At 63.7% G+C, this 18,688-nt stretch carries 17 protein-coding genes and 1 tRNA gene; 11 read left to right on the top strand and 7 right to left on the bottom strand.

What is annotated here, in order from left to right:
- The first annotated feature begins 103 nt into the window (after window positions 1-103).
- Both nudC and ACSE4D_RS00790 read left to right on the top strand, forming a co-directional pair.
- Entirely contained in the window at window positions 104-1,081 is a 978-nt protein-coding gene (nudC, locus tag ACSE4D_RS00795; RefSeq protein ID WP_425119542.1) for an NAD(+) diphosphatase, read from the top strand.
- Window positions 1,078-3,117 carry an ATP-dependent DNA helicase UvrD2 gene (locus tag ACSE4D_RS00790; protein ID WP_135538757.1) on the top strand — a complete coding sequence of 680 codons (2,040 nt, stop codon included), beginning with the start codon at window positions 1,078-1,080 and terminating at the stop codon, window positions 3,115-3,117. The genes nudC and ACSE4D_RS00790 overlap by 4 nt, the downstream gene beginning before the upstream one ends.
- Here ACSE4D_RS00790 and ACSE4D_RS00785 read toward each other — a convergent pair.
- Window positions 3,094-3,996, bottom strand: a complete 903-nt coding sequence (locus tag ACSE4D_RS00785) for a hypothetical protein (RefSeq protein ID WP_135538755.1) — start codon at window positions 3,994-3,996, stop codon at window positions 3,094-3,096. The genes ACSE4D_RS00790 and ACSE4D_RS00785 overlap by 24 nt on opposite strands.
- A 63-nt stretch (window positions 3,997-4,059) precedes the next feature.
- Between ACSE4D_RS00785 and ACSE4D_RS00780 the strand changes: the two genes are divergently transcribed.
- Window positions 4,060-4,533: a hypothetical protein gene (locus ACSE4D_RS00780; RefSeq protein ID WP_436326433.1), complete on the top strand. Its 474-nt coding sequence runs from the start codon at window positions 4,060-4,062 to the stop codon at window positions 4,531-4,533.
- On the top strand, window positions 4,530-5,081 hold the full coding sequence (locus tag ACSE4D_RS00775) for a M48 metallopeptidase family protein (protein WP_436326432.1): 552 nt from the start codon (window positions 4,530-4,532) through the stop codon (window positions 5,079-5,081). Before ACSE4D_RS00780 ends, ACSE4D_RS00775 begins: the two co-directional genes overlap by 4 nt.
- A gap of 45 nt (window positions 5,082-5,126) precedes the next feature.
- On the opposite strand, the gene ACSE4D_RS00770 is transcribed toward ACSE4D_RS00775, so the two are convergent.
- Both ACSE4D_RS00770 and ACSE4D_RS00765 read right to left on the bottom strand, forming a co-directional pair.
- Window positions 5,127-5,678 (bottom strand): NUDIX hydrolase, encoded by a 552-nt coding sequence (locus tag ACSE4D_RS00770; protein ID WP_436326431.1) that lies wholly within the window; start codon window positions 5,676-5,678, stop codon window positions 5,127-5,129.
- Window positions 5,679-7,139 carry a zinc-dependent metalloprotease gene (locus ACSE4D_RS00765; RefSeq protein WP_436326430.1) on the bottom strand — a complete coding sequence of 487 codons (1,461 nt, stop codon included), beginning with the start codon at window positions 7,137-7,139 and terminating at the stop codon, window positions 5,679-5,681. It abuts the gene before it with no gap.
- Window positions 7,140-7,310: 171 nt separating this feature from the next.
- Between ACSE4D_RS00765 and ACSE4D_RS00760 the strand changes: the two genes are divergently transcribed.
- The 6 genes from ACSE4D_RS00760 (at window position 7,311) to ACSE4D_RS00735 (ending at window position 14,432) form a co-directional block, all read left to right on the top strand.
- Window positions 7,311-8,450, top strand: a complete 1,140-nt coding sequence (locus ACSE4D_RS00760) for a YlbL family protein (protein ID WP_135538747.1) — start codon at window positions 7,311-7,313, stop codon at window positions 8,448-8,450.
- Entirely contained in the window at window positions 8,450-11,467 is a 3,018-nt protein-coding gene (locus ACSE4D_RS00755) for a UPF0182 family membrane protein (RefSeq protein ID WP_135538745.1), read from the top strand. Before ACSE4D_RS00760 ends, ACSE4D_RS00755 begins: the two co-directional genes overlap by 1 nt.
- A gap of 767 nt (window positions 11,468-12,234) precedes the next feature.
- Window positions 12,235-12,837 carry a hypothetical protein gene (locus tag ACSE4D_RS00750; protein ID WP_436326429.1) on the top strand — a complete coding sequence of 201 codons (603 nt, stop codon included), beginning with the start codon at window positions 12,235-12,237 and terminating at the stop codon, window positions 12,835-12,837.
- A gap of 76 nt (window positions 12,838-12,913) precedes the next feature.
- Window positions 12,914-13,507, top strand: a complete 594-nt coding sequence (locus ACSE4D_RS00745; RefSeq protein WP_425119538.1) for a YceI family protein — start codon at window positions 12,914-12,916, stop codon at window positions 13,505-13,507.
- A 255-nt stretch (window positions 13,508-13,762) separates the two neighbouring features.
- On the top strand, window positions 13,763-13,945 hold the full coding sequence (locus ACSE4D_RS00740; protein ID WP_436326428.1) for an IS1/IS1595 family N-terminal zinc-binding domain-containing protein: 183 nt from the start codon (window positions 13,763-13,765) through the stop codon (window positions 13,943-13,945).
- A gap of 73 nt (window positions 13,946-14,018) precedes the next feature.
- Window positions 14,019-14,432, top strand: a complete 414-nt coding sequence (locus ACSE4D_RS00735) for a hypothetical protein (protein WP_436326427.1) — start codon at window positions 14,019-14,021, stop codon at window positions 14,430-14,432.
- A 164-nt stretch (window positions 14,433-14,596) separates the two neighbouring features.
- Here ACSE4D_RS00735 and ACSE4D_RS00730 read toward each other — a convergent pair.
- Window positions 14,597-14,673, bottom strand: a tRNA-Met gene (locus ACSE4D_RS00730).
- Between the two features lie 161 nt (window positions 14,674-14,834).
- Here ACSE4D_RS00730 and ACSE4D_RS00725 point away from each other — a divergent pair.
- Window positions 14,835-15,383: a YceI family protein gene (locus tag ACSE4D_RS00725; protein ID WP_135538857.1), complete on the top strand. Its 549-nt coding sequence runs from the start codon at window positions 14,835-14,837 to the stop codon at window positions 15,381-15,383.
- Between the two features lie 173 nt (window positions 15,384-15,556).
- On the opposite strand, the gene ACSE4D_RS00720 is transcribed toward ACSE4D_RS00725, so the two are convergent.
- Genes ACSE4D_RS00720 through rsgA form a run of 3 tightly spaced genes read right to left on the bottom strand, consistent with a single transcriptional unit; the run spans window position 15,557 to window position 18,687 of the window.
- Entirely contained in the window at window positions 15,557-16,825 is a 1,269-nt protein-coding gene (locus ACSE4D_RS00720; RefSeq protein ID WP_436326426.1) for an aminotransferase class I/II-fold pyridoxal phosphate-dependent enzyme, read from the bottom strand.
- Window positions 16,822-17,613: a histidinol-phosphatase gene (hisN, locus tag ACSE4D_RS00715; protein WP_436326425.1), complete on the bottom strand. Its 792-nt coding sequence runs from the start codon at window positions 17,611-17,613 to the stop codon at window positions 16,822-16,824. The genes ACSE4D_RS00720 and hisN overlap by 4 nt, the downstream gene beginning before the upstream one ends.
- A gap of 9 nt (window positions 17,614-17,622) precedes the next feature.
- A complete protein-coding gene (rsgA, locus tag ACSE4D_RS00710) occupies window positions 17,623-18,687 on the bottom strand; it encodes a ribosome small subunit-dependent GTPase A (protein WP_135538735.1) in 1,065 nt (354 codons plus the stop codon).
- Window position 18,688 lies beyond the last annotated feature (1 nt).

The following is an 18,688-nucleotide window of genomic DNA, read 5'->3' as shown; positions in this document are numbered from 1 at the left end:
ACCGTCTGCCTTGCGCTGAGACACGGGACTCGCCGTCGAGCGTGTCTGGAGGCTGCTTCGCTCGGGCCCGCCTGCGTCAGGGGCTTAAGTTATCGTGGAAGACATGAAGCCATTGCCTCCCGTGCAGCCGATCAGTCTCGCCCGTCATGGAATCGATCGTGACCATCTCACCCGTGGTCAGGACGGCGACCTGTCTGAGATCTGGGCCGCAGGGGCCGTGCCTGTCTTCGAACATCGCGGGACGCTGCTCGTCTCCGCCGGCGGTCTCTTCCTCAGCGATCGCAGTCTGGTGCCGGACGGGCAGACGGAGATCTATCTCGGTCGGGATCGTCTGGGCACCCGGTACATCGGAGTCTCCCTCGATGACGAGGGGCGCAGCCACCTCGATTCCGCTCTCGACGTCTCCCGCGCACGTGATGCCAGCGATCTGCTCACCGCTCCGGGGGAGGGCATCGACAGCTCCGAACCCGTTTGGCTGCCGCTGCGGCATTTGGCCGAGGCTCTCGACGATGTGCAGGTGTCGCTTGCTGTCGAAGTCGTCGGCGTCGGGAACTGGCACCGGGCCCACCGGTTCTCTCCGCGTACCGGAGCTCCGACCACACCGGTTCTCGGCGGGTGGGTGCGCCGCGACCCGGAGACCGGCAGCGAGCACTTTCCCCGCACGGACCCCGCCGTCATCGTCGTCATCGTCAACACGGATGAGGACGGAGTCGAACGCGTGCTGCTGGGCAACAACGCCGCTTGGGAAGCCGACCGGTATTCCCTTCTGGCCGGATTCGTCGAACCGGGCGAGACTCTCGAACATGCGGTGATCCGCGAGATCTGGGAGGAAGCCCACCTCGAGGTCACGAACCCGCAGTACCTCGGTTCCCAACCCTGGCCCTTCCCCTGTTCGCTCATGCTGGGGTTCTCTGCAGAGGCACCGAACCGGGAATTCGCCGCGGACAGGTCCGAGATCGCTTCACTGCGCTGGTTCACCCGCGACGAGCTTCGCACAGCCATAGCCGAGAAGGCCGTTCGCGCCCCGTCGACGATCTCGATCGCCGGTCAGCTTCTCTGCAGCTGGTTGGACAACGCGTGAACGCTTCGGCCACGGCCCTGCTGGAGGCCCTGGACGAGGAGCAGCGCGAAGTCGCGACTCACTTCGACTCCCCGGTGATCGTCCTCGCCGGAGCCGGCACCGGCAAGACACGCGCCATGACACACCGCATCGCCTATGGAATCGCCACCGAAGTGTTTCCTCCCAACCATGTTCTGGCCCTGACATTCACTGCAAAGGCGGCCGGTGAGATGCGGTCGCGGCTGCGGGGCCTCGGCGTGCCCGCCGTGCAGGCTCGGACCTTCCACTCGGCGGCTCTGCGCCAGCTGCGCTTCTTCTGGGACCGATTCGCCGAAGGCGATTTTCCCCGCATCATCGAGAACAAGGCCGGAATCATCGGATCGGTCATGCAGAGTCTCGGTCTGGAGACCAGCCGGGAGCTGACCCGAGACGTCGCCTCGGAGATCGAATTCGCCGCTGCCTCGCTGCTCGGCGTCGACGACTATGCGACGAAGGCGGCGGCGCGTGATCTGCCCGGACAGTTGGGTGTCGATGACATGGTCCGCATCTTCGAAGCCTATGGGGAGGCGAAGACACGCGGGCGCCTGCTCGACTTCGACGATGTGCTGCTCGTGCTCTCGGGCGTCCTCGCCGAATACCCGGCCATCGCTGCAGAGATCCGCGAACAGTACCGACACTTCGTCGTCGACGAGTTCCAGGACGTCTCTCCGCTGCAGTTCGATGTGCTCTCTCGGTGGCTGGGCCCACGCGACAATCTCTGCGTCGTCGGCGACCCCGCACAGACCATCTACTCCTTCGCCGGAGCCGACGCGAGTCTGCTGGGTTCTCTGGGCACTGCGATGCCCGAAGCCAGAACGGTCCGGCTGGTGCGCAACTACAGGTCTTCGCAGTCGATCGTGACCACAGCGAACAATCTGCTCCGGTACACGGCAAAGACCGCCTTGACCCTGCGTACCGACAATGCCGAAGGCAAGCCCCCGAGCATGGCCGAATACCCGAGCGACGAAGCAGAGGCGAACGGTGTCGTCCAAGCGATCTCGGCTGAGATCCGGGCGGGGCGTCGTCCCCGCAACATTGCGGTGCTCTTCCGCACGAACGGGCAGAGTCCCGCCTATGAGCAGGCACTGGCCGCTGCGGGGATCCCTTATGTGCTGCGTGGGGGTGAACGCTTCTTCGCACGCAAGGAGGTCAAGGAAGCGGTCCTCATGCTCAAGGCCGCGCGTGCGACCTCGAGCGGGCAGCGGCTGCCCGATGCCGTGATGGAGGTGCTCGGGTCTCTCGGCTTCACACGCGAACCGCCCGGTCCCGGAGCAAGCCGGCAGCGGTGGGAATCGCTCAAAGCGCTCGTGGACCTCGCCGAGGAGCATCAAACGGGTCAGGAACTGCCTGTCCCGATGGGAGCCTTCCTCGATGATCTGGCCGACCGGGCCGAACACCAGTTCGCTCCCGACATCGAAGGTGTCACCTTGGCGTCGTTCCACGCTGCCAAAGGTCTGGAATGGGACAGCGTCCATCTTGTGGGCCTGAGTGAAGGACTCCTGCCGATCAGCTATGCGCAGACGCCCCGCGCGATTGCCGAAGAACGGCGCCTGTTCTACGTTGCGCTGACCCGTGCCGGAAAGGAGCTGGCGATGAGCTGGTCGCTGGCCCGCTTCGAGTCGAAGCAGAAACCTCGCAAGGCTTCCCGGTTCCTCTCGGAACTCGGACAGGTCGGCCACGCGAGGGGCGGAGGGCGAAAGCCTGCGAATACGGCGAGCCTCAACCGCTGTCGCGGATGCGGACGAGCGTTGGTCTCGCAAGTCGACAGGGCTGTGGGGCGCTGCTCCGAATGCCCCGCAGACATCGACTTCGATCTCCTCGACCGACTTCGGCGTTGGAGGGTTCGAGTAGGTATGGAACAGGGGCTTCCGCCCTACCTGGTGCTCACCGACACGTCCCTGTCCGTCATCGCCGAGGTCCGTCCACGTGATTTCGAGGAGCTTGCACGCGTGCCCGGGGTCGGGGCGACGAAGCTCGAGCTGTACGGAAAGAGTCTATTGAGCCTGCTCTCCGAGTGAACCGAAATCGGGCACGGGCGCCCGACATCGACATCGCTCGTGGAAGGTCGGCCCGTGGTCGTCCACACCTCCCGACTCGAGCGAGATGCTCCGGGCGACGAGAGCGAGTTCGGGACGCAGGAGAGCCTGCCGGAGCAGCTGAGCGACATGTGCCGAGCCGAGGATGCGCGCGGCGGGATCGCACAGAGTCTCGCGATCGGCAAGGGCCCGCAGGCGAGGATACTGCTCGAGCCATCCGGAATCGCTGTCCTTGCGATGCAGGCACTGACACATCGTGCACGGAGTCCGCCCGGGACGGATGAGCCCTGTGATCTCCACGGCATGTTCACCGAGCACCACCTGGCAATGGTCGATCTCACGGTCGTTCAGCCATATGGCCGCATGCAGGTCCGGAACCAGATGGGAACTCGCAACGACGATGGGAGCGCTCATCAGGTTCAGCTCGTCAATGCGACGGGCTGAGGAGATCGCAAAGCCGAGTGCAGCGAGCTGCCCTTCTGCCTGCGCCCGCAGCGGACCGGTGACCAGCACGGGACGAGCACCGAGGATCTGTGAGACTCGGTCGGGAGCCAGACCGAAGGAACGTGCGGCGGCGAAGACGGGCGAGCCTTTCCGAACGGCTCCCGAGTCCGGACCTTCAGGAACCAGCACGCCGGCCTCGCCGAGCAGCGTGATGAGGGAGCTGGCCCGACTGAGATCTGCCCCGAGCTCCTGAGCGCGCGCATAGAACTGGGAAGAGCCGATGCCCAGCCGCAGATCCTCGATGAGACTGACATCGGCCGGAAGCAGCCCGTCGATGAGCACAGGATCATCGGCACCGAACTGGACGCACGACGACGAACGCCATGTGATGGGAACACTGGGAAAGATCCTGAACATCTCGGCACCTTCGCCTCGGCAGCTCTGAGACTTCCACGGTAGTGAACCGGAGGGCGAATAGCCATGGGCCGCAGCGAACTGTGGATAACCCTGTGGGAAACGGTTGAGGACAAGCCGGAAGACATGTTCGGGCTTGCCCTCAACCGCATCATGCCCCAGGCGCTCGCGAAGACTCGTGCGGCTTCCCCTTCCGCACGTATCTCCGGGTTTTCCGGGGTCAAGCATAGAACTTATTCCGCATTCGCCGCCGCGTCAATGCACCGTCATGCACAGACACGTCAACAGCCTGTGGATAAGCTGTGGGAATCGCCGGTAGGGCTGTGGAGGGAAGGCGGCTCGTACGCGGTCGAATCTGTTGATAAGCCATCCATCAGTCGGTGCCAACACCACTTCGAGGCGGTTTCCGATCGCCGAGGCGGCTGTGGACGACCGGATCGAGGACGAAAGAACCGTGATACTCAGGAAACTCACAAGTTGGGGAGCGGTGATGGAGATCTCCCGGCGATGTCAGTGCCGTTTCCTATGATGGTGCAGTGACCAGAGGACAGCGGTGGACCGAAGAGGAAGTGCTGCGAGCGATCGCCCGCGGTGAGATCGAAGTGCGCCGATCGGCCAGGCGGAAGAAGACCGTGGCCGTGTCGAAGGAGATTGAGACCTATGTCCTGCGCACACCTGTGCGTTACAGCGTCGAGCACAACATCAGGTCGCTGACAGATCTGTTCAATCGTCTCTCCGCCCGCGATCATTCCTCCGCCGCCGATCTCGTCGAACTGGCCGAGGAGATGAGCCGCCGCTATTTCGCTGGGCGGCTGCGCCCTGCCTCGATCAGGTGGGTGACGAACCAGAACCTCAGCAGGTGGGCGTCGACGACGACCTCGACGGGCGACATCCGCATCTCCCACCGGCTTCAGGCCGTCCCCCGGTGGGTGCTTGAGACAGTGGTCGTCCATGAACTCGTTCATCTGCAGATCGGCCCGCATTCGAAGGAATTCCACGCCTTGGCGAACCGGCACCCCAGGCAGGCGGATGCGAAGCTCTACCTCGAAGGCTTCAGTGATGGTGAGCGGTTCGGCCGGGGGAGCTGACTGACCGGAGGGCGTCGGTTGCGGTTGTTGAGAGCCCGGAGCCCGTCAGCGATGAGCATCGGACGAGCGGAGAGCTGCAGCATAGAGCCCCGGCAGGCGTGCCGGCAGGTCCGGCATGAGCGCTGCGGGCAGATCTCGCATCGAAAACCACGCCACGTCGAGTGATTCCGCGGATACGCTCGGCGATTCCGTCACCGAGGCGTAGGCCGCGAACACGACGTCGAAGTGCCGCGTGCAGCTGCCGAACGACGATGACAGGTCATGCACGTGCAGGTCGACGGGGGCGGGGGAGACGTGGAGGAGCTGCAGGCCGCTCTCCTCCTCGGCCTCTCTGCGGGCGGCAGCATGCAGAGAGAGGTCCTCGGGTTCGAGATGACCGCCGAACTGCCCCCACAGTCCGGCTTTGCGATGGTGATTGAGCAGGACCGACTCCGTATCGGGGTCGACGACCAGACAGCTCGCGGTGACGTGGTGAGCTCCGCCGTCACGTCGCAGAGAATCCGCTCCCTGCAGGCCGAAGAGTTCGACGAAGTCCTCGAGGAACGGTCCGGCAGGGGCCAGTTCGATCTCCCGACGGGCCGTTTCGAGCTCGATCATTCAGCGATCGTCACTCGCGCCCGTGTCATCCTCATCCTCGTCCGAGTCCGAGTCCGAGTCCGAGTCCGTCGAGGCGTCGGCGGAGGAGTCCGCGTCGGAGTCCGAAGCCTGAGGAGTTTCGTCTCCGGTGCCGCCGGCGCCGTCGAGTCCTTCAGCGAGGATGCGGCTGAGGGCCTCGTCGATGCTCGATTCGTTGGTCCATTCGGCCTGACGGCGCTCCGAATATCCGAGTGGGTCATCGAGGTCCTGAGTCGTCGGCAGCAGGTCTGGGTGAGAGAACACCTGGTCCCTGGCTTCGGCCCCGCCCTGCGTCTCGAGGTAAGCGAACAGTGCAGCGGCATCGCGCAGGCGGCGCGGGTTGAGCTGCAGGCCGACCAGCGTGGAGAAGGTCTTCTCGGCCGGTCCAGCAGTCGCTCGGCGACGGCGCAGCGCTTCACGGACCTGGTCGCGACCGGGCAGATGTTTGCATGCCTCGTAGACGACGACGTCGACCCAGCCTGCGATGACGGCGAGAAGGTTCTCCAGGGATGTCAGAGCCTGCTTCTGGTCGTCCGTCGTCGGGGGGTTGAACAGGCCTTGACGGATGTTGTCGCTGAGGTCGGAGATGTTCGACGGATCGATATTCGACGCCATGTCCTCGATCTGCGAGGTGTCGACCTTGAGCCCCTGGGCATAGCGGGTCAGAGCGGTCTCGACCTGGGCGCTCAGCCACGGTGCACGTTCGAACAGTGCGAGATGGGCGAGCTCCTGAGCGGCAAGGTAGATCCGGACCTCGGAGGCGTCGATATCGATATCGGCGGCGAAGGACTCCACATTCGTCTCCACCAGGACGGCAGAGTCGTGGGGGAGCAGGGGAAGTCCGACCTCGGTGCCGGTGAGGACGCTTTCCGACAGCGCGCCCACGGCCTGGCCGATCTGCATGGCGAACATCGAATCGCTCATTGATCCGAACATCGACGATGCTCCCGCGAGGATGCCCTTCATCTCCGCCGGTACCTGTGACTCGAGCGTCTCGGTCAGCGCCGTCGACATGTTCTCCTTGATGGGCAGAACGAACTTCTGCCACCCGGGCATCGTCTCCTTCACCCAGTCGGTGCGGCGCAGCGGACGCGCAGAGCGATTGGCCACGGAGAATTCCGTCGCTTCGGCGAGCCACAGCTCCGCCAGACGGAAAGCATCGGTCGTCGCACGTTCGGCTTCATCGGTGACTGCGGGGTCAGGGTTCGGCACGGCCTTCTGCGCGATCGACACAGCCTGAGCCTGCGGATCGGCGCCCTGCCCGAACAGCCCCTGCATCTGGTTCATGATCGTCGCCATCATCGATGGATCGATCTGGAAACCCTGCGGCATGCCGGACTCGTTCTTGTCCTCGCCCTCACCGGAACCGGGGCCATTGGCGCCGAAGAGCATCCCAAAGATCTGCTCGAACGGATTCTGCTCATTGTTGTTGTCATCGGTCATTGTTCTACAGCCCCCAAGAATCGGTTTGACTCCCACGTTAACGGTTCCGAATGTGGGAAGCTTCCCAATTCGTCGAGGTTTCGCAGGATGTTCGCACCGGGCGAAAGGAGTCTGTGAAGCGGAGCCTCAGCTTTCAACTAGACTGGTGGGGCGGTGCAGCGAAAGGAATACATGACAGAGAACGCCCCTCGGGCCGTGCCGGTGTCTGCGGAACCACGTCGCGACACCAGACGCCGACAGACTCCGCGTCTGGCCACGACTTCGGGTGTCCTCACCTACGTCTTCATCGCGTTGGCCGTACTTCTGCCGGTCCCTTATATGCTTCAGCTGCCGGGACCGGTTTTCAACACCCTCGGTGATTACCAGGGCGACTCGATGATCAGTGTCTCCGGGGCGAAGACGTATCCCACCGACGGGCGCATCGACATGCTCACCGTCGCCGTCAGCGGCGGGCCGGGGCGTGATGTCTACGCTTCGCAGGCCTTGGGCGCGGTGCTCAACGGCAAGGAGACGGTGGTCCCGACCGAGGCCTACTACCCGCTGGACACGACTCGCGAAGACGTGACCGCGTCGAACGCCGTCGAGATGTCTTCGAGTCAGGACGTCGCGGTGGCCGCGGCCATGGGGCAGCTCGACAAACCCTATTCGGTGCACCTGCTCGTCGATGAGATCGTGGCGAAGTCGCCGTCCGAGGGCAAGCTGCGCAAAGGTGACCGTCTCACGTCGGTCAACGGCAAGAAGCTCGACTCCGATCCGGACGCCGCCCAGACCATGAGCGAAACGGTGCAGTCGACAAACGAAGTCGACCTCGTCGTCGACCGTGATGGGAAGTCCGAGGACATCACCCTGACCCCGGCCGACATCGACGGTCGCAAGGCCATCGGCATCACGATGAAGCAGGACTTCGAATTCCCCGTCGACGTGAAGTTCAACGTCGACGGCGTCGGAGGGCCTTCGGCAGGAACGATGTTCGCCCTCGCTATCGTCGACGAACTGACCCCAGGAGCCATGACCGGCGGCAAACACGTCGCCGGCACCGGAGAGATCACTCCATCGGGTACGGTTCGACCCATCGGCGGTGCCCGCCAGAAGGTGGCGGCAGCGACCGAGAACGGTGCAACGCTGTTCCTCTCGCCTGCAGACAACTGCGCCGAGGTCCTGACCGCTGCAGACCAGTCCAAGATCACGGTGGCGCGCATCGATACCCTCGATGACGCGCGGACCGCCGTGGAGCAGTACGCCGCCGGCAACACTTCCGATCTGCCGAAGTGTTCCGCCGACGGTGCCGACAACAATGAGAAAGGGCAGTAGTGAGCTCTTCGTCCTCACCCACCTCCGCACGCATGCCGGCGAATCGGCCCAGACGTTCGCCGCTGCTGCTCACCCTCGTATCCGTGGCGATTCTGCTGATCGCCTTCATCGCCTTCACCCAGGTCTATACCGAGGTGCTGTGGTTCCGTCAGATCGAGGCCGCCCAGGTCTTCCGCACCATGTGGGTCACTCGCGGACTGGCATTCATCGGCGGGTTCATCCTCATGGCCGTGCCCGTCTGGCTGAGCCTGCATCTGGCCTACCGCAATCGCCCGGTCTATGCTCCGACGACACCGCGCCAGGAGAACCTCGACCGCTACCGTGAGGCCATCGAACCTCTGCGCAAGGTCGCCACGATCGCGATTCCCGCTGTCGTCGGTGCGCTTGCCGGCATCACCGCCTCGGCGAATTGGAACACGATCCTCGAATGGATCAACTCCACGTCCTTCGGCTCGACCGATCCGCAGTTCGGTCTCGACAACTCCTTCTTCGTCTTCGTTCTGCCGGGACTGCGTCTCATCGGCAACCAGCTCGGCATGGTCCTGCTGCTTTCGCTCATCGCCGCGCTCGTCGCTCACTATCTCTTCGGCGGAATCCGCCCGGGGGAGCAGAAGGGCGTGATCCTGACGAAGACGGCGCAGTGGCAGCTGGGCATCACGGTGGCCCTGCTCGTCATCGTTCAGGCGGGACGCCTCTGGCTGGCCCGCTACGATCGGCTGACCGCGACCGGAGGAGTCGTTCCCGGCGTCACTTACGTTGACGACCGTGCAGCACTTCCGGCGATGGCGATCGTCGCGATCGCGGCTGTGCTCGTGGCACTGCTGTTCGTGTACACCGCGTGGAAGGGCAACTGGCGGATCTCGATCATCGCGACCCTCACGCTCATCGTCCTCGGCGGAGTCTCGATCATCGCCTACCCGGCGATGATCCAGCAGTTCCAGGTCAATCCCTCGCAGCAGAGCCTGGAGTCGAAGTACATCCAGCACAACATCGACGCGACCCGCGATGCCTTCGACTTCGACGACATCGAGGTGACTCCCTATGAGCCGAGCACCAGCGGTAAGAAGGGCGCCCTGCGCAAGGACGCCGAGACCGCTGCCTCGATCCGCCTGCTCGACCCGAATCTCGTCTCCGACACGTTCCGGCAGCTGCAGCAGGTGCGACCCTACTACTCGTTCGTGCAGAAGCTCGATGTCGATCGCTACGACATCGACGGCGACATGCGCGACACCGTCATTGCGGTGCGTGAGCTGGCTCCGAGCTCGGTGAATAACCAGAGCTGGTTCAACCGGGCGATCGTCTACACTCACGGTTTCGGTGTGGTGGCCGCCAACGGCAACCAGCGCAATTCCGACGGCGAACCGACGTTCATGGAGTCGGACATCCCTCCGAAGGGCGAGTTCCCGGAGTACGAACCGCGTATCTACTTCGGCGAGTCCTCTCCTGACTATTCGATCGTCGGTGCCCCGAAGGGAGCGACCCCGCGCGAGCTCGATTATCCCTCGGATGAGAAGGGCGGCGCCGGCCAGGTCAACAACACCTTCACCGGTGACGGCGGGCCCTCGGTGGGCGGTGTGTTCAATCGCCTGGCCTACGCACTGAAATTCCAGGACGAGCAGATCCTGCTCTCCGATGCGCTCAATGAGAAGTCGCAGATCCTCTACGAGCGCCACCCGCGTGAGCGCGTGGAGAAGCTCGCTCCGTTCCTCAAGATCGACGGTGATCCGTACCCGGCCGTCGTCGATGGGAAGATCAAGTGGATTCTCGACGGCTACACCACCGCCGAGGACTATCCCTATTCGACACCGCAGCCGCTGCAGCAGGCCACCGAGGACTCGACCACGGCGACTGCCCCGAACGCTGTGGCGACACTGCCGGATGATGAGGTCAACTACATCCGGAACTCCGTGAAGATCACCGTCGATGCCTATGACGGTTCGGTCGACATGTATCAGTGGGACAAGGACGACCCGGTCCTCAAGACCTGGATGAAGGTCTTCCCCGGACTCATCAAATCCTCCTCGGAGATGTCCGGTGACCTGATGAGCCACGTCCGCTACCCGGAAGACATGTTCAAGGTTCAGCGCGACCTGCTCGCGAAGTATCACGTGAGCACGGCCAGCGAGTTCTATACCGGACAGGACTTCTGGACCCTGCCGACGGACCCGACGAAGAAGGCCAGCAGCGGACTGACGCAGCCTCCCTTCTACATGACGCTGCAGATGCCCGGTCAGGAGTCACCGTCGTTCTCGTTGACGAGCTCGTACATCCCGGCTCGGTCGTCTGAGGGACAATCGCGCAACAACCTCACCGGATTCCTCTCGGCCGATGCCGACGCAGGCAGCAAGAAGGGCGAGACTGCCGAAGGCTACGGCAAGCTCCGGCTGCTGCAGCTGCCGCGCAACACGACCGTGCCCGGACCGGGTCAGGCGCAGAACAACTTCAACACCGCACCCGACGTCCAGCGCAGCCTCAACCTGCTGCGTCAGGGTGAGTCCGAGGTGGAGAACGGCAACCTGCTGACTCTGCCCATCGGCGGCGGTCTGCTCTACGTGCAGCCGGTCTACGTCCGGTCCGCCGGCGAGACCTCCTACCCGCTGCTCCAGCACGTGCTCGTGGCCTTCGGCGAGGACATCGGCTTCGCGCCGACCCTCGACGAGGCTCTCGACCAGGTGTTCGGCGGCGACTCCGGTGCGACCGCGGGAGACGCCGGCACCGAGGAGAGTGAAGAGGGCCAGTCCGGTTCCTCGTCCGGTTCGGACGACGACTCGAAGCCCGCTTCGCCGGACAAGGCGCTCAACGATGCGCTGCAGCAGGCGAAGAAGGCCATGGAAGACTCCGACGCTGCGCTGAAGAAGGGTGACTTCGAGGAGTACGGAAAGGCTCAGGACCGCCTGAAGAACGCGATTGAGGATGCGGTGGCCGCCGATCCTTCGATCGCGGAGGACGGAGCGAAGAGCGATTCCTCCGCCCCGGCTTCGGAGCCTGCCGACAGTGGAGGCGACTCGGGCAATTGAGTCCCGCCGCCTGACGCGAACGCCGCGAGGATCGATCGGCGGGTTCACGTGCTCGTCGCAACCTCTCATCGAGAGTGTTGTGACGAGCCGTGAACCCGCCTTTTTTTGGTGGGCAGGGGCTTCTACGAGGTTGAGCAAGCAGCGCGATGCTTCGGTGCTCGACGGATTCCTCAGCGAGGACCGGACGAGCACCGGTGACGGCTAGGGGGAATCGTTTTTGTCCTTGAGGATTGAAGGGATCTCATCCGCCACGAGCTCTCTCAGTCTTCTGGGCGGTTCCCGCGTTTGACCAGGGCCCGGTCCGTGTCGACGTCAGCGCAACCCGCTGCCGCAAAGCCCGCTGAACGGCGCAGACTTCCCGCACAGCCACCGCAATCTGGCAATTCTGGCTCAAGACCGCAGATAGCTTTGTCGGGTATGCCTTTTGGCAGGACAGGCGATAGCCGCGCAGCAGTCGTCGTGTCGAGACGGATATCGGGGCGCTGGAGAAGGAGTCGAATGAGCAGAAGGAGTGCGTATGGGCGTGGTTGGGGCCCGATTCTATGAGCAGAGGGTACACGGTAGTCGCCGCTCGCCGATCAGGACGGATTCACGACGTTCTTCTGCGTGAGTCTGCGACGAGTTCAGGCGCGCCCGATCTCGATATGTATCTGTCCGTCGACTCGGATGGGCCGCTGGAACATCTGGAGTACTGCTTCGGTGCTGAATTCAGATACGCGGAGGTGCCCGAGCGGCGAAGATCTCAATTCAATGTCCGGGTCAGATGGATGCTGTCATCTCTCACCCGTGACAAGGAGGACCTCGTCACCGTCCTCAACGAGACGCTCAGCCTGCCCAACGTCAGTGAGCTGGATCTGGTCTCTGTGCTCGACTGGTCGGTGGAAGGTGCGAGAAATGCTCTTGGCAGCGTCCACCAGCACAGATCCCGTGTCCCCGGCGACCAGATCGAGCGAGCGAAGACATTCCCTGTACGACCTCGCTCCGGGGCATTGGCGACGCAATCACTCGTCGACGACCTGACTCGAGTTGTCAGAAGTTATCCGGCATACAGATCCGCCACCGTCATCATCGGTGGGCCGGATTCACTCGGTGAAGTGCCCAACCTGCGCACACGGCTCGCCCGTGGTCTGGCCGCAGCGACGGGAAAGGACCTGGTGATTCTCCAATGGCCCGCGTGGCGGATCGCCGGGGGAGCGCTGAGGGCCAGTGCCCTTGAACGGCGTCTTCACGGCCCCTGCCTCGTCGTTGACGATATCTGGACCGACGGGGCGACGATGACGGCGATCGCCCGACTTGCTCGAGCCTCGGGAGCCGACCGTGTCTACGGACTTGCGGCCGCCATGTCGCACCGAGATGAAGACGGCGTCTGATTCGTCTTCGTCCGCCTCATTACCAAGATCCTGCCTCATGACTGCCGTCATGGGTGCCGAATGAAGGAGTCAGAACATGCCACAGGAAGCAGCAATCACTGGAATCTGGGAGATCGACCCAGCGCATTCGCGGGTCGGGTTCTCAACCCGCCATGCCATGGTCTCGCGCGTTCGCGGGGCATTCAGCGATGTGTCGGGGGAGGCTCTGATCGACGGCGGAGACGTGGCTTCGTCGACAGTGAGCGTGGTGATCGGAACGGCCAGTGTCGACACCCGCAATGAGGGCAGAGACGAGCACCTGCGCAGCGCTGATTTCTTCAACGTCGAGGAATACCCGGAGATGCGATTCGAGGCCACGGGGATCGATGAAGTCGACGAGAACTCGTTCGTCGTCACCGGCCCTCTCACCATCCGCGGAGTGACGAAGACAGTGTCGCTGCCGCTTGAGCTCATCGGGATCAACACTGACCACATGGGGATGCTGCGTGCGGGTCTGGAGGGCACTAGACGCATTGACCGCAAGGACTGGGAGGTGTCGTGGAACAAGGCACTGGACTCGAGCGGCCTGCTCGTCAGCGACAAGATCACATTGGAGTTCGAACTCTCGCTCATCAAGTCGCAGGACCCGGAGGTACCGTCGAAATCGTCGCAGGACAAGCTGAGCAGCTGAGAAGGGCGGCCATGCTGGCCGGACCGAGCGAAGGATCAGTGATCGTCAGTCAAGCTTCGATTTTCGGCTCAGGTAGCTGGGTATCACGGCAGGTGACTCTGGGTGAAGAAGCCAGTGCTTTACGTAGGGCCACGTGGCCGTAGGGCCATGTGGCCGAGACCGCAGCATCATCGGCGTTGCGCAGTGTTACCCCAAAGTGAGCGATGTCGTGCATCAGCGCTTGTCCGGCTTCGACATTCCACTCATACAGCTTGAGTGCCCGCGCTGGGACTTCGCCACAGTCGTCGACGTATCGTTGGAAACGAGGGGTTATGCGCCAGCAAGCTCGTCAAGAACGGCAGGACCAGCTCAGGCCGCACCAGGTGGCGTTGTAAAAGGCCTCGACGACCCAGTCCAAGACAGATATCACTCGGAAATCGCTGTTCCAGGCGTTTCTGAACTGGCTGCTCGGCAGCCATCGCCAGGCCGAACAGGCCCAGTCGATCGCGACGTTTCCTCGCCGCACCCGGTGATGCTGGAACGTGACTCGAAAGTGGCCCCCACCGAGGAGATCCATGACCAGATCACCGCGTCCTGGATCCAACGGTTGCCGAAAGTCACGACTCTCGACGAGGCCGCGGCGCTGGCGACGAGTGCCTTGGAAGGAGGCGCGGACAAAGCGATCAAGGACTTCCTCCGTGCTCATCGGGGCCCGTCGATCGAACACGCCCACCGCGGTATCGATTGGTTGCTGTACCTGCAGACCCAGGCTCCCAGGAAACCCTGGTCTTTCGTCACCCCGCAGGCATGGGACAACGACCGTCAACGCCCCGTCATAGTCGATTCCGGAACAGGCAGAGACGAAACGAACCGACTGTATGGGACCGGGTTCAGCATCGAGGTCGGCAACGGAATCCAAAAGGGCTGGGGCGGTCGATCACGATGACATCAGTGTCCGTGACACGCCGCTGCTGTACACACATTTTGGCCTATAACCCCACATTTTGGCCTATAACCCTCATTAACCCATTAACCCCGGAGTCCCGAGGCCGAGGTGTGTGAATGAGAAGAACCCCCAGTCAGTTCAACTGACTGGGGGTTCTGCCACCTTGGTGGCGGGGGGAGGATTTGAACCTCCGACCTCCGGGTTATGAGCCCGGCGAGCTACCGAACTGCTCCACCCCGCGGCGTGTTCTTAACTCTACACGAGGGGTCACCTGGCGGCCAAACCGAGTACAGGTGACCTCCGACACATGGCCACTTGCCATTCACCCGAGGGGCTTGCAGATGATTGAAAGGTGAACTAGAGTCATTCTTGTACTTCAAATTTCAACCAAAAGGAGACATGATGACTGCACTTCCTCAGGGACTCACCGCCGGTACCTGGAACATCGATCCCATCCACTCGGAGTTCACGTTCACCGCCCGCCACGCTGGCGTTTCGAAGGTCCGTGGCCTGTTCGAAGAGATCGGCGGCAGCGTCGATGTCGGCGAGACTCTCGAGAACAGCTCGGTCTCCGCCGAGGCGCTCGTCGATTCGATCTCCACCCGCCAGGAGCAGCGCGACGGCCACCTCAAGAGCGGTGACTTCTTCCTTGCCGAAGAACATCCGAAACTGACCTTCACGTCCACCGCGATCAAGGCCTCTGACTCTGAAGAGTTCGAGACCGTCGGCGAGCTGACCATGCGCGGCGTGACCAAGGAGGTCGCCTTCAAGACCGAGTTCGGCGGCGCTGCCACCGATCCCAACGGAAACCAGGTCGCCGGTCTGTCGGCGACTGCCACGGTCAATCGCAAGGACTTCGGAATGTCCTTCGAAGCCGTGCTCGGCGGCGGCGAGCTCCTCGTCTCCGATAAGGTCAAGATCGAACTCGAACTCGAGCTCGTCAAGGCCTGATTCGGCCTTCACCATCGGCCCGGCAACAAGCTGGTATCGAGCAGAGAAGTCTCAGCGCCGGCCCGATCGGGGCACTGACGATGGGAGGGGCGAACCGCTCAAAAGCGGTTCGCCCCTCCCATCGTTTTCGCAGCTGCTTCCTCAGCGCGAAGCCGAAACGCCACGGGAACGCATCAGCGTGAGCGGCGAAGCGCGTCGGGATGCTCCCGGAGGTGGGTGCCGAGTGCGATGAACAGCTGGGCTCCCTGGTCGACATCGGCAACCGACTTGCAGAACGAATACCGGATCGACGATCGGTAAGCGCTGTAGGCAGAACTGCCGGGTCGGCACAGGGCCGGAACGGGAATTCCGACCAGGCCGAACTCGCGGCCCAGCAGATCATTGAGCGCGAAGGCATCGAGCTCGGTCAGCGCCGAGAAATCCATCACGGTGAAGTACCCGGCCTGCGGTGTCGACACCATCGCTCCGGCAACGCTGCGACAAGCCGGGACGAGCACATCTGCGCGGGCACGCAGTGATGCGCGGTTCTCCGCGACGAACGTGGAGTTGCCTGAGAGCAGCTCGGCCATACCGATCTGCATCGGCCCACCGGCGGTGAAGGTGAGGAACTGTTTGACCGTCTGAATGGCTTTCAGGACAGTGGGCGAGGCGATGACCCAACCGATCTTCCATCCGGTCGTGTTCCAGGACTTGCCTGCCGAAGAGACCGTGACGACCCGCTCCGCATCCTCGATGGCCACAGCCGGTGGAATGTGTGCGGCCCCGGTGAGGACGAGCTGTTCGTAGACCTCATCGGTGATGATCCAGGCATCGACCGACTCGGCCGCGCGACCGATATGGGCGAGCTCTTCGGCAGAGAAGATGTGCCCGGTCGGATTGTGCGGGGTGTTGACAAGGATGATCGTCGGCCGCACCTGCGCGATCACGGCCTCGAATTCCGCCCAGTCGGGCGCAAAGCCGCCCTGACCGTCGGGCAGAATCGCCACGGTGTGCAGGTTGCCGCCAGCCGCTGTGATCGCCGCCGGATAGGAGTCGTAGAACGGTTCGAATGACACGACTGTTCCGCCGCGGGGAAGCAGGGCGAGGATCGCGGCGGTCAGCCCTTCGGTGGCACCGGCGGTGTAGAGCACCTCGGCGGGATCGACCCGTTGGCCGAAGTCGCGTTGCCGCTGCGCCGCAACAGCCTCCAGCAGCTGCGGGAAGCCCTGACCGGGAGCGTACTGGTTGAAACCGGCGCGCATCGCTTCCGCGGTGGCAGTGATGAGCTCATCGGGCGGTTCTGTGCCGGGCGCGCCCTGTCCGAGGTTGACGGCACCGAGGTCGGCGGCCAGCTTCGTCATCTGCCCGTAGATGGTCTCACCGATCGTTCCGTCGGGGTTGGTCAGTCCTGCGGCCTCGGCCATGTCATGCCACAGTCGGCTGCCTTGGATGTCCGGCATCATGCGATCGCCTCGGGGGAGACCCGACCGAAGTGATCGAGTGCGGTTTCGTGGAGATGGGAATTGCTGGCCACGGCATTGCCGCCGAAGGGGCCGGGGACTCCCGCGGTGTTGGTGAAGGTTCCTCCGGCTTCGAGCACGATCGGCACGAGCGCGCCCATGTCATAGAGAGCGAGCTCGGGCTCGCAGGCGAGATCGACAGCACCTTCGGCCAAGAGCATGTACGAGTAGAAGTCGCCGTAGCCGCGTGTGCGCCACAGGGATTCGCAGAGTCCGAGGAATTCGTCGAGGATCCCCAGATCCTTCCACCCCGTCAGTGAAGAATACGACAGCGATGCATCGGCGAGGCTCGCGACCTCGGACACGGAGATCGGCTTCGCCGGAGCCCCCAGCGCCGCGGCGAACGCCCCCTTGCCCGTCTCGGCCCACCAGCGTCGTCCGAGCGCCGGTGCCGAGACCATCCCGAGCAGCGGAGCCTCGCCGTCATAGAGGGAGATCAGGGTTGCCCACACCGGCACTCCGCGCACGAAGTTCTTCGTCCCGTCGATGGGATCGATGATCCATCGGCGGGAGGATTCGCCGTGGGAGCCGAACTCCTCACCGAGAACGCTGTCATCCGGGCGCACCTCGCCGAGGCGGTCCACGATCGCCCTCTCCACCGCACGGTCGCATTCGGTGACGGGAGTGAGATCCGGTTTGGTTTCGACGGAGAAATCCTGGTCCCGGAAGCGAGGATGGCTGATGGAATCGGCGAGATCGGCGAGCTCTCTCGCCAAGTCGAGGTCGTTCATGCTCCCAGCCTATCCAGTCGTGGGCAGCAGCCTGCGCAGCGACTCCAGACGTGAGATTCCGCCGGGGCCGCCTTTGCCTTCCGCGACCCAGTCGTCGAGGCGACAGCCGGGGGAATCGGCGAGGTGAGTGCATCCTCGAGGGCAGTCGGCTGTGGCGTCGACGAGTTCGGGGAACGCGGAGATGAGATTCTCCCGGTCGACATGCGCGAGACCGAAGCTGCGCACACCGGGGGTGTCGATGAGCCATCCGTCGTGTTCCAGCGGCAGGCAGACCGCGGAGGAGGAGGTGTGCCTGCCACGTCCCGTGACATCGTTGACGTGCCCGGTGGCGCGCTCGGCGGCGGGGACGAGGGCATTGGTCAGTGTGGATTTGCCGACGCCCGAATGTCCGACGAGGACGCTGATGCGCCCGCCGAGGCGGTCGAGGATCTCCGCATCCGACTCCACGGTGTCTGCATCCGGGTCGATCGCCGATTCGACGATGTCGACCCCGCTGGCGGAGAACCGCTGCCGGATCTCCGTGGCCGGATGCAGATCGGTCTTGGTGACGATGAGCAGGGCAGTGATCCCGGCATCGAAGGCCGCGACGAGAGCACGGTCGATGAGCCCGAAGGAGGGGTCCGGGTCGATCGTGGCCGTGACGATTCCGAGGACGTCGACGTTGGCGACGATGACGCGTTCGGTCGGGTCGGTGTCATCGGCGCTGCGTCTGAGCAAGGTCTTGCGGTCGGTGATCTCGACCAGTCGAGCCAGTGTCCCCTCATCGCCCGAGGTGTCTCCGACGAGTCTGACGACGTCGCCGGGTACGATCGCCTGACGGCGCAGATGAGAGGCCCGCACGGCCGTGACCGAGGCGGCCCGACGCCCCGATTTCCCCGCCGTCTTCTGCCGGTGGGCCGAAGACGGGAACTTCCCGTCGTCATCGGCGAGGATGACTCGGTACCGTCCTCGATCGACCTCGGTGACCAGTCCGGACACAGCGTCCTTGTGGTCGGGGCGGTTCTTCGTCCGGGGACGCGAGCCGCGTCGGTTCGGTCGGGGACGGTAGTCCTCGTCGCGGTAGATCTTCCCCATC

This window comes from Brevibacterium sp. FAM 27836 (assembly GCF_051351055.1).
Taxonomy (GTDB): domain Bacteria; phylum Actinomycetota; class Actinomycetes; order Actinomycetales; family Brevibacteriaceae; genus Brevibacterium.
The sequence above is the reverse complement of the archived record's forward strand: the minus strand, read 5'-3'. Positions and strand labels throughout refer to the sequence as shown.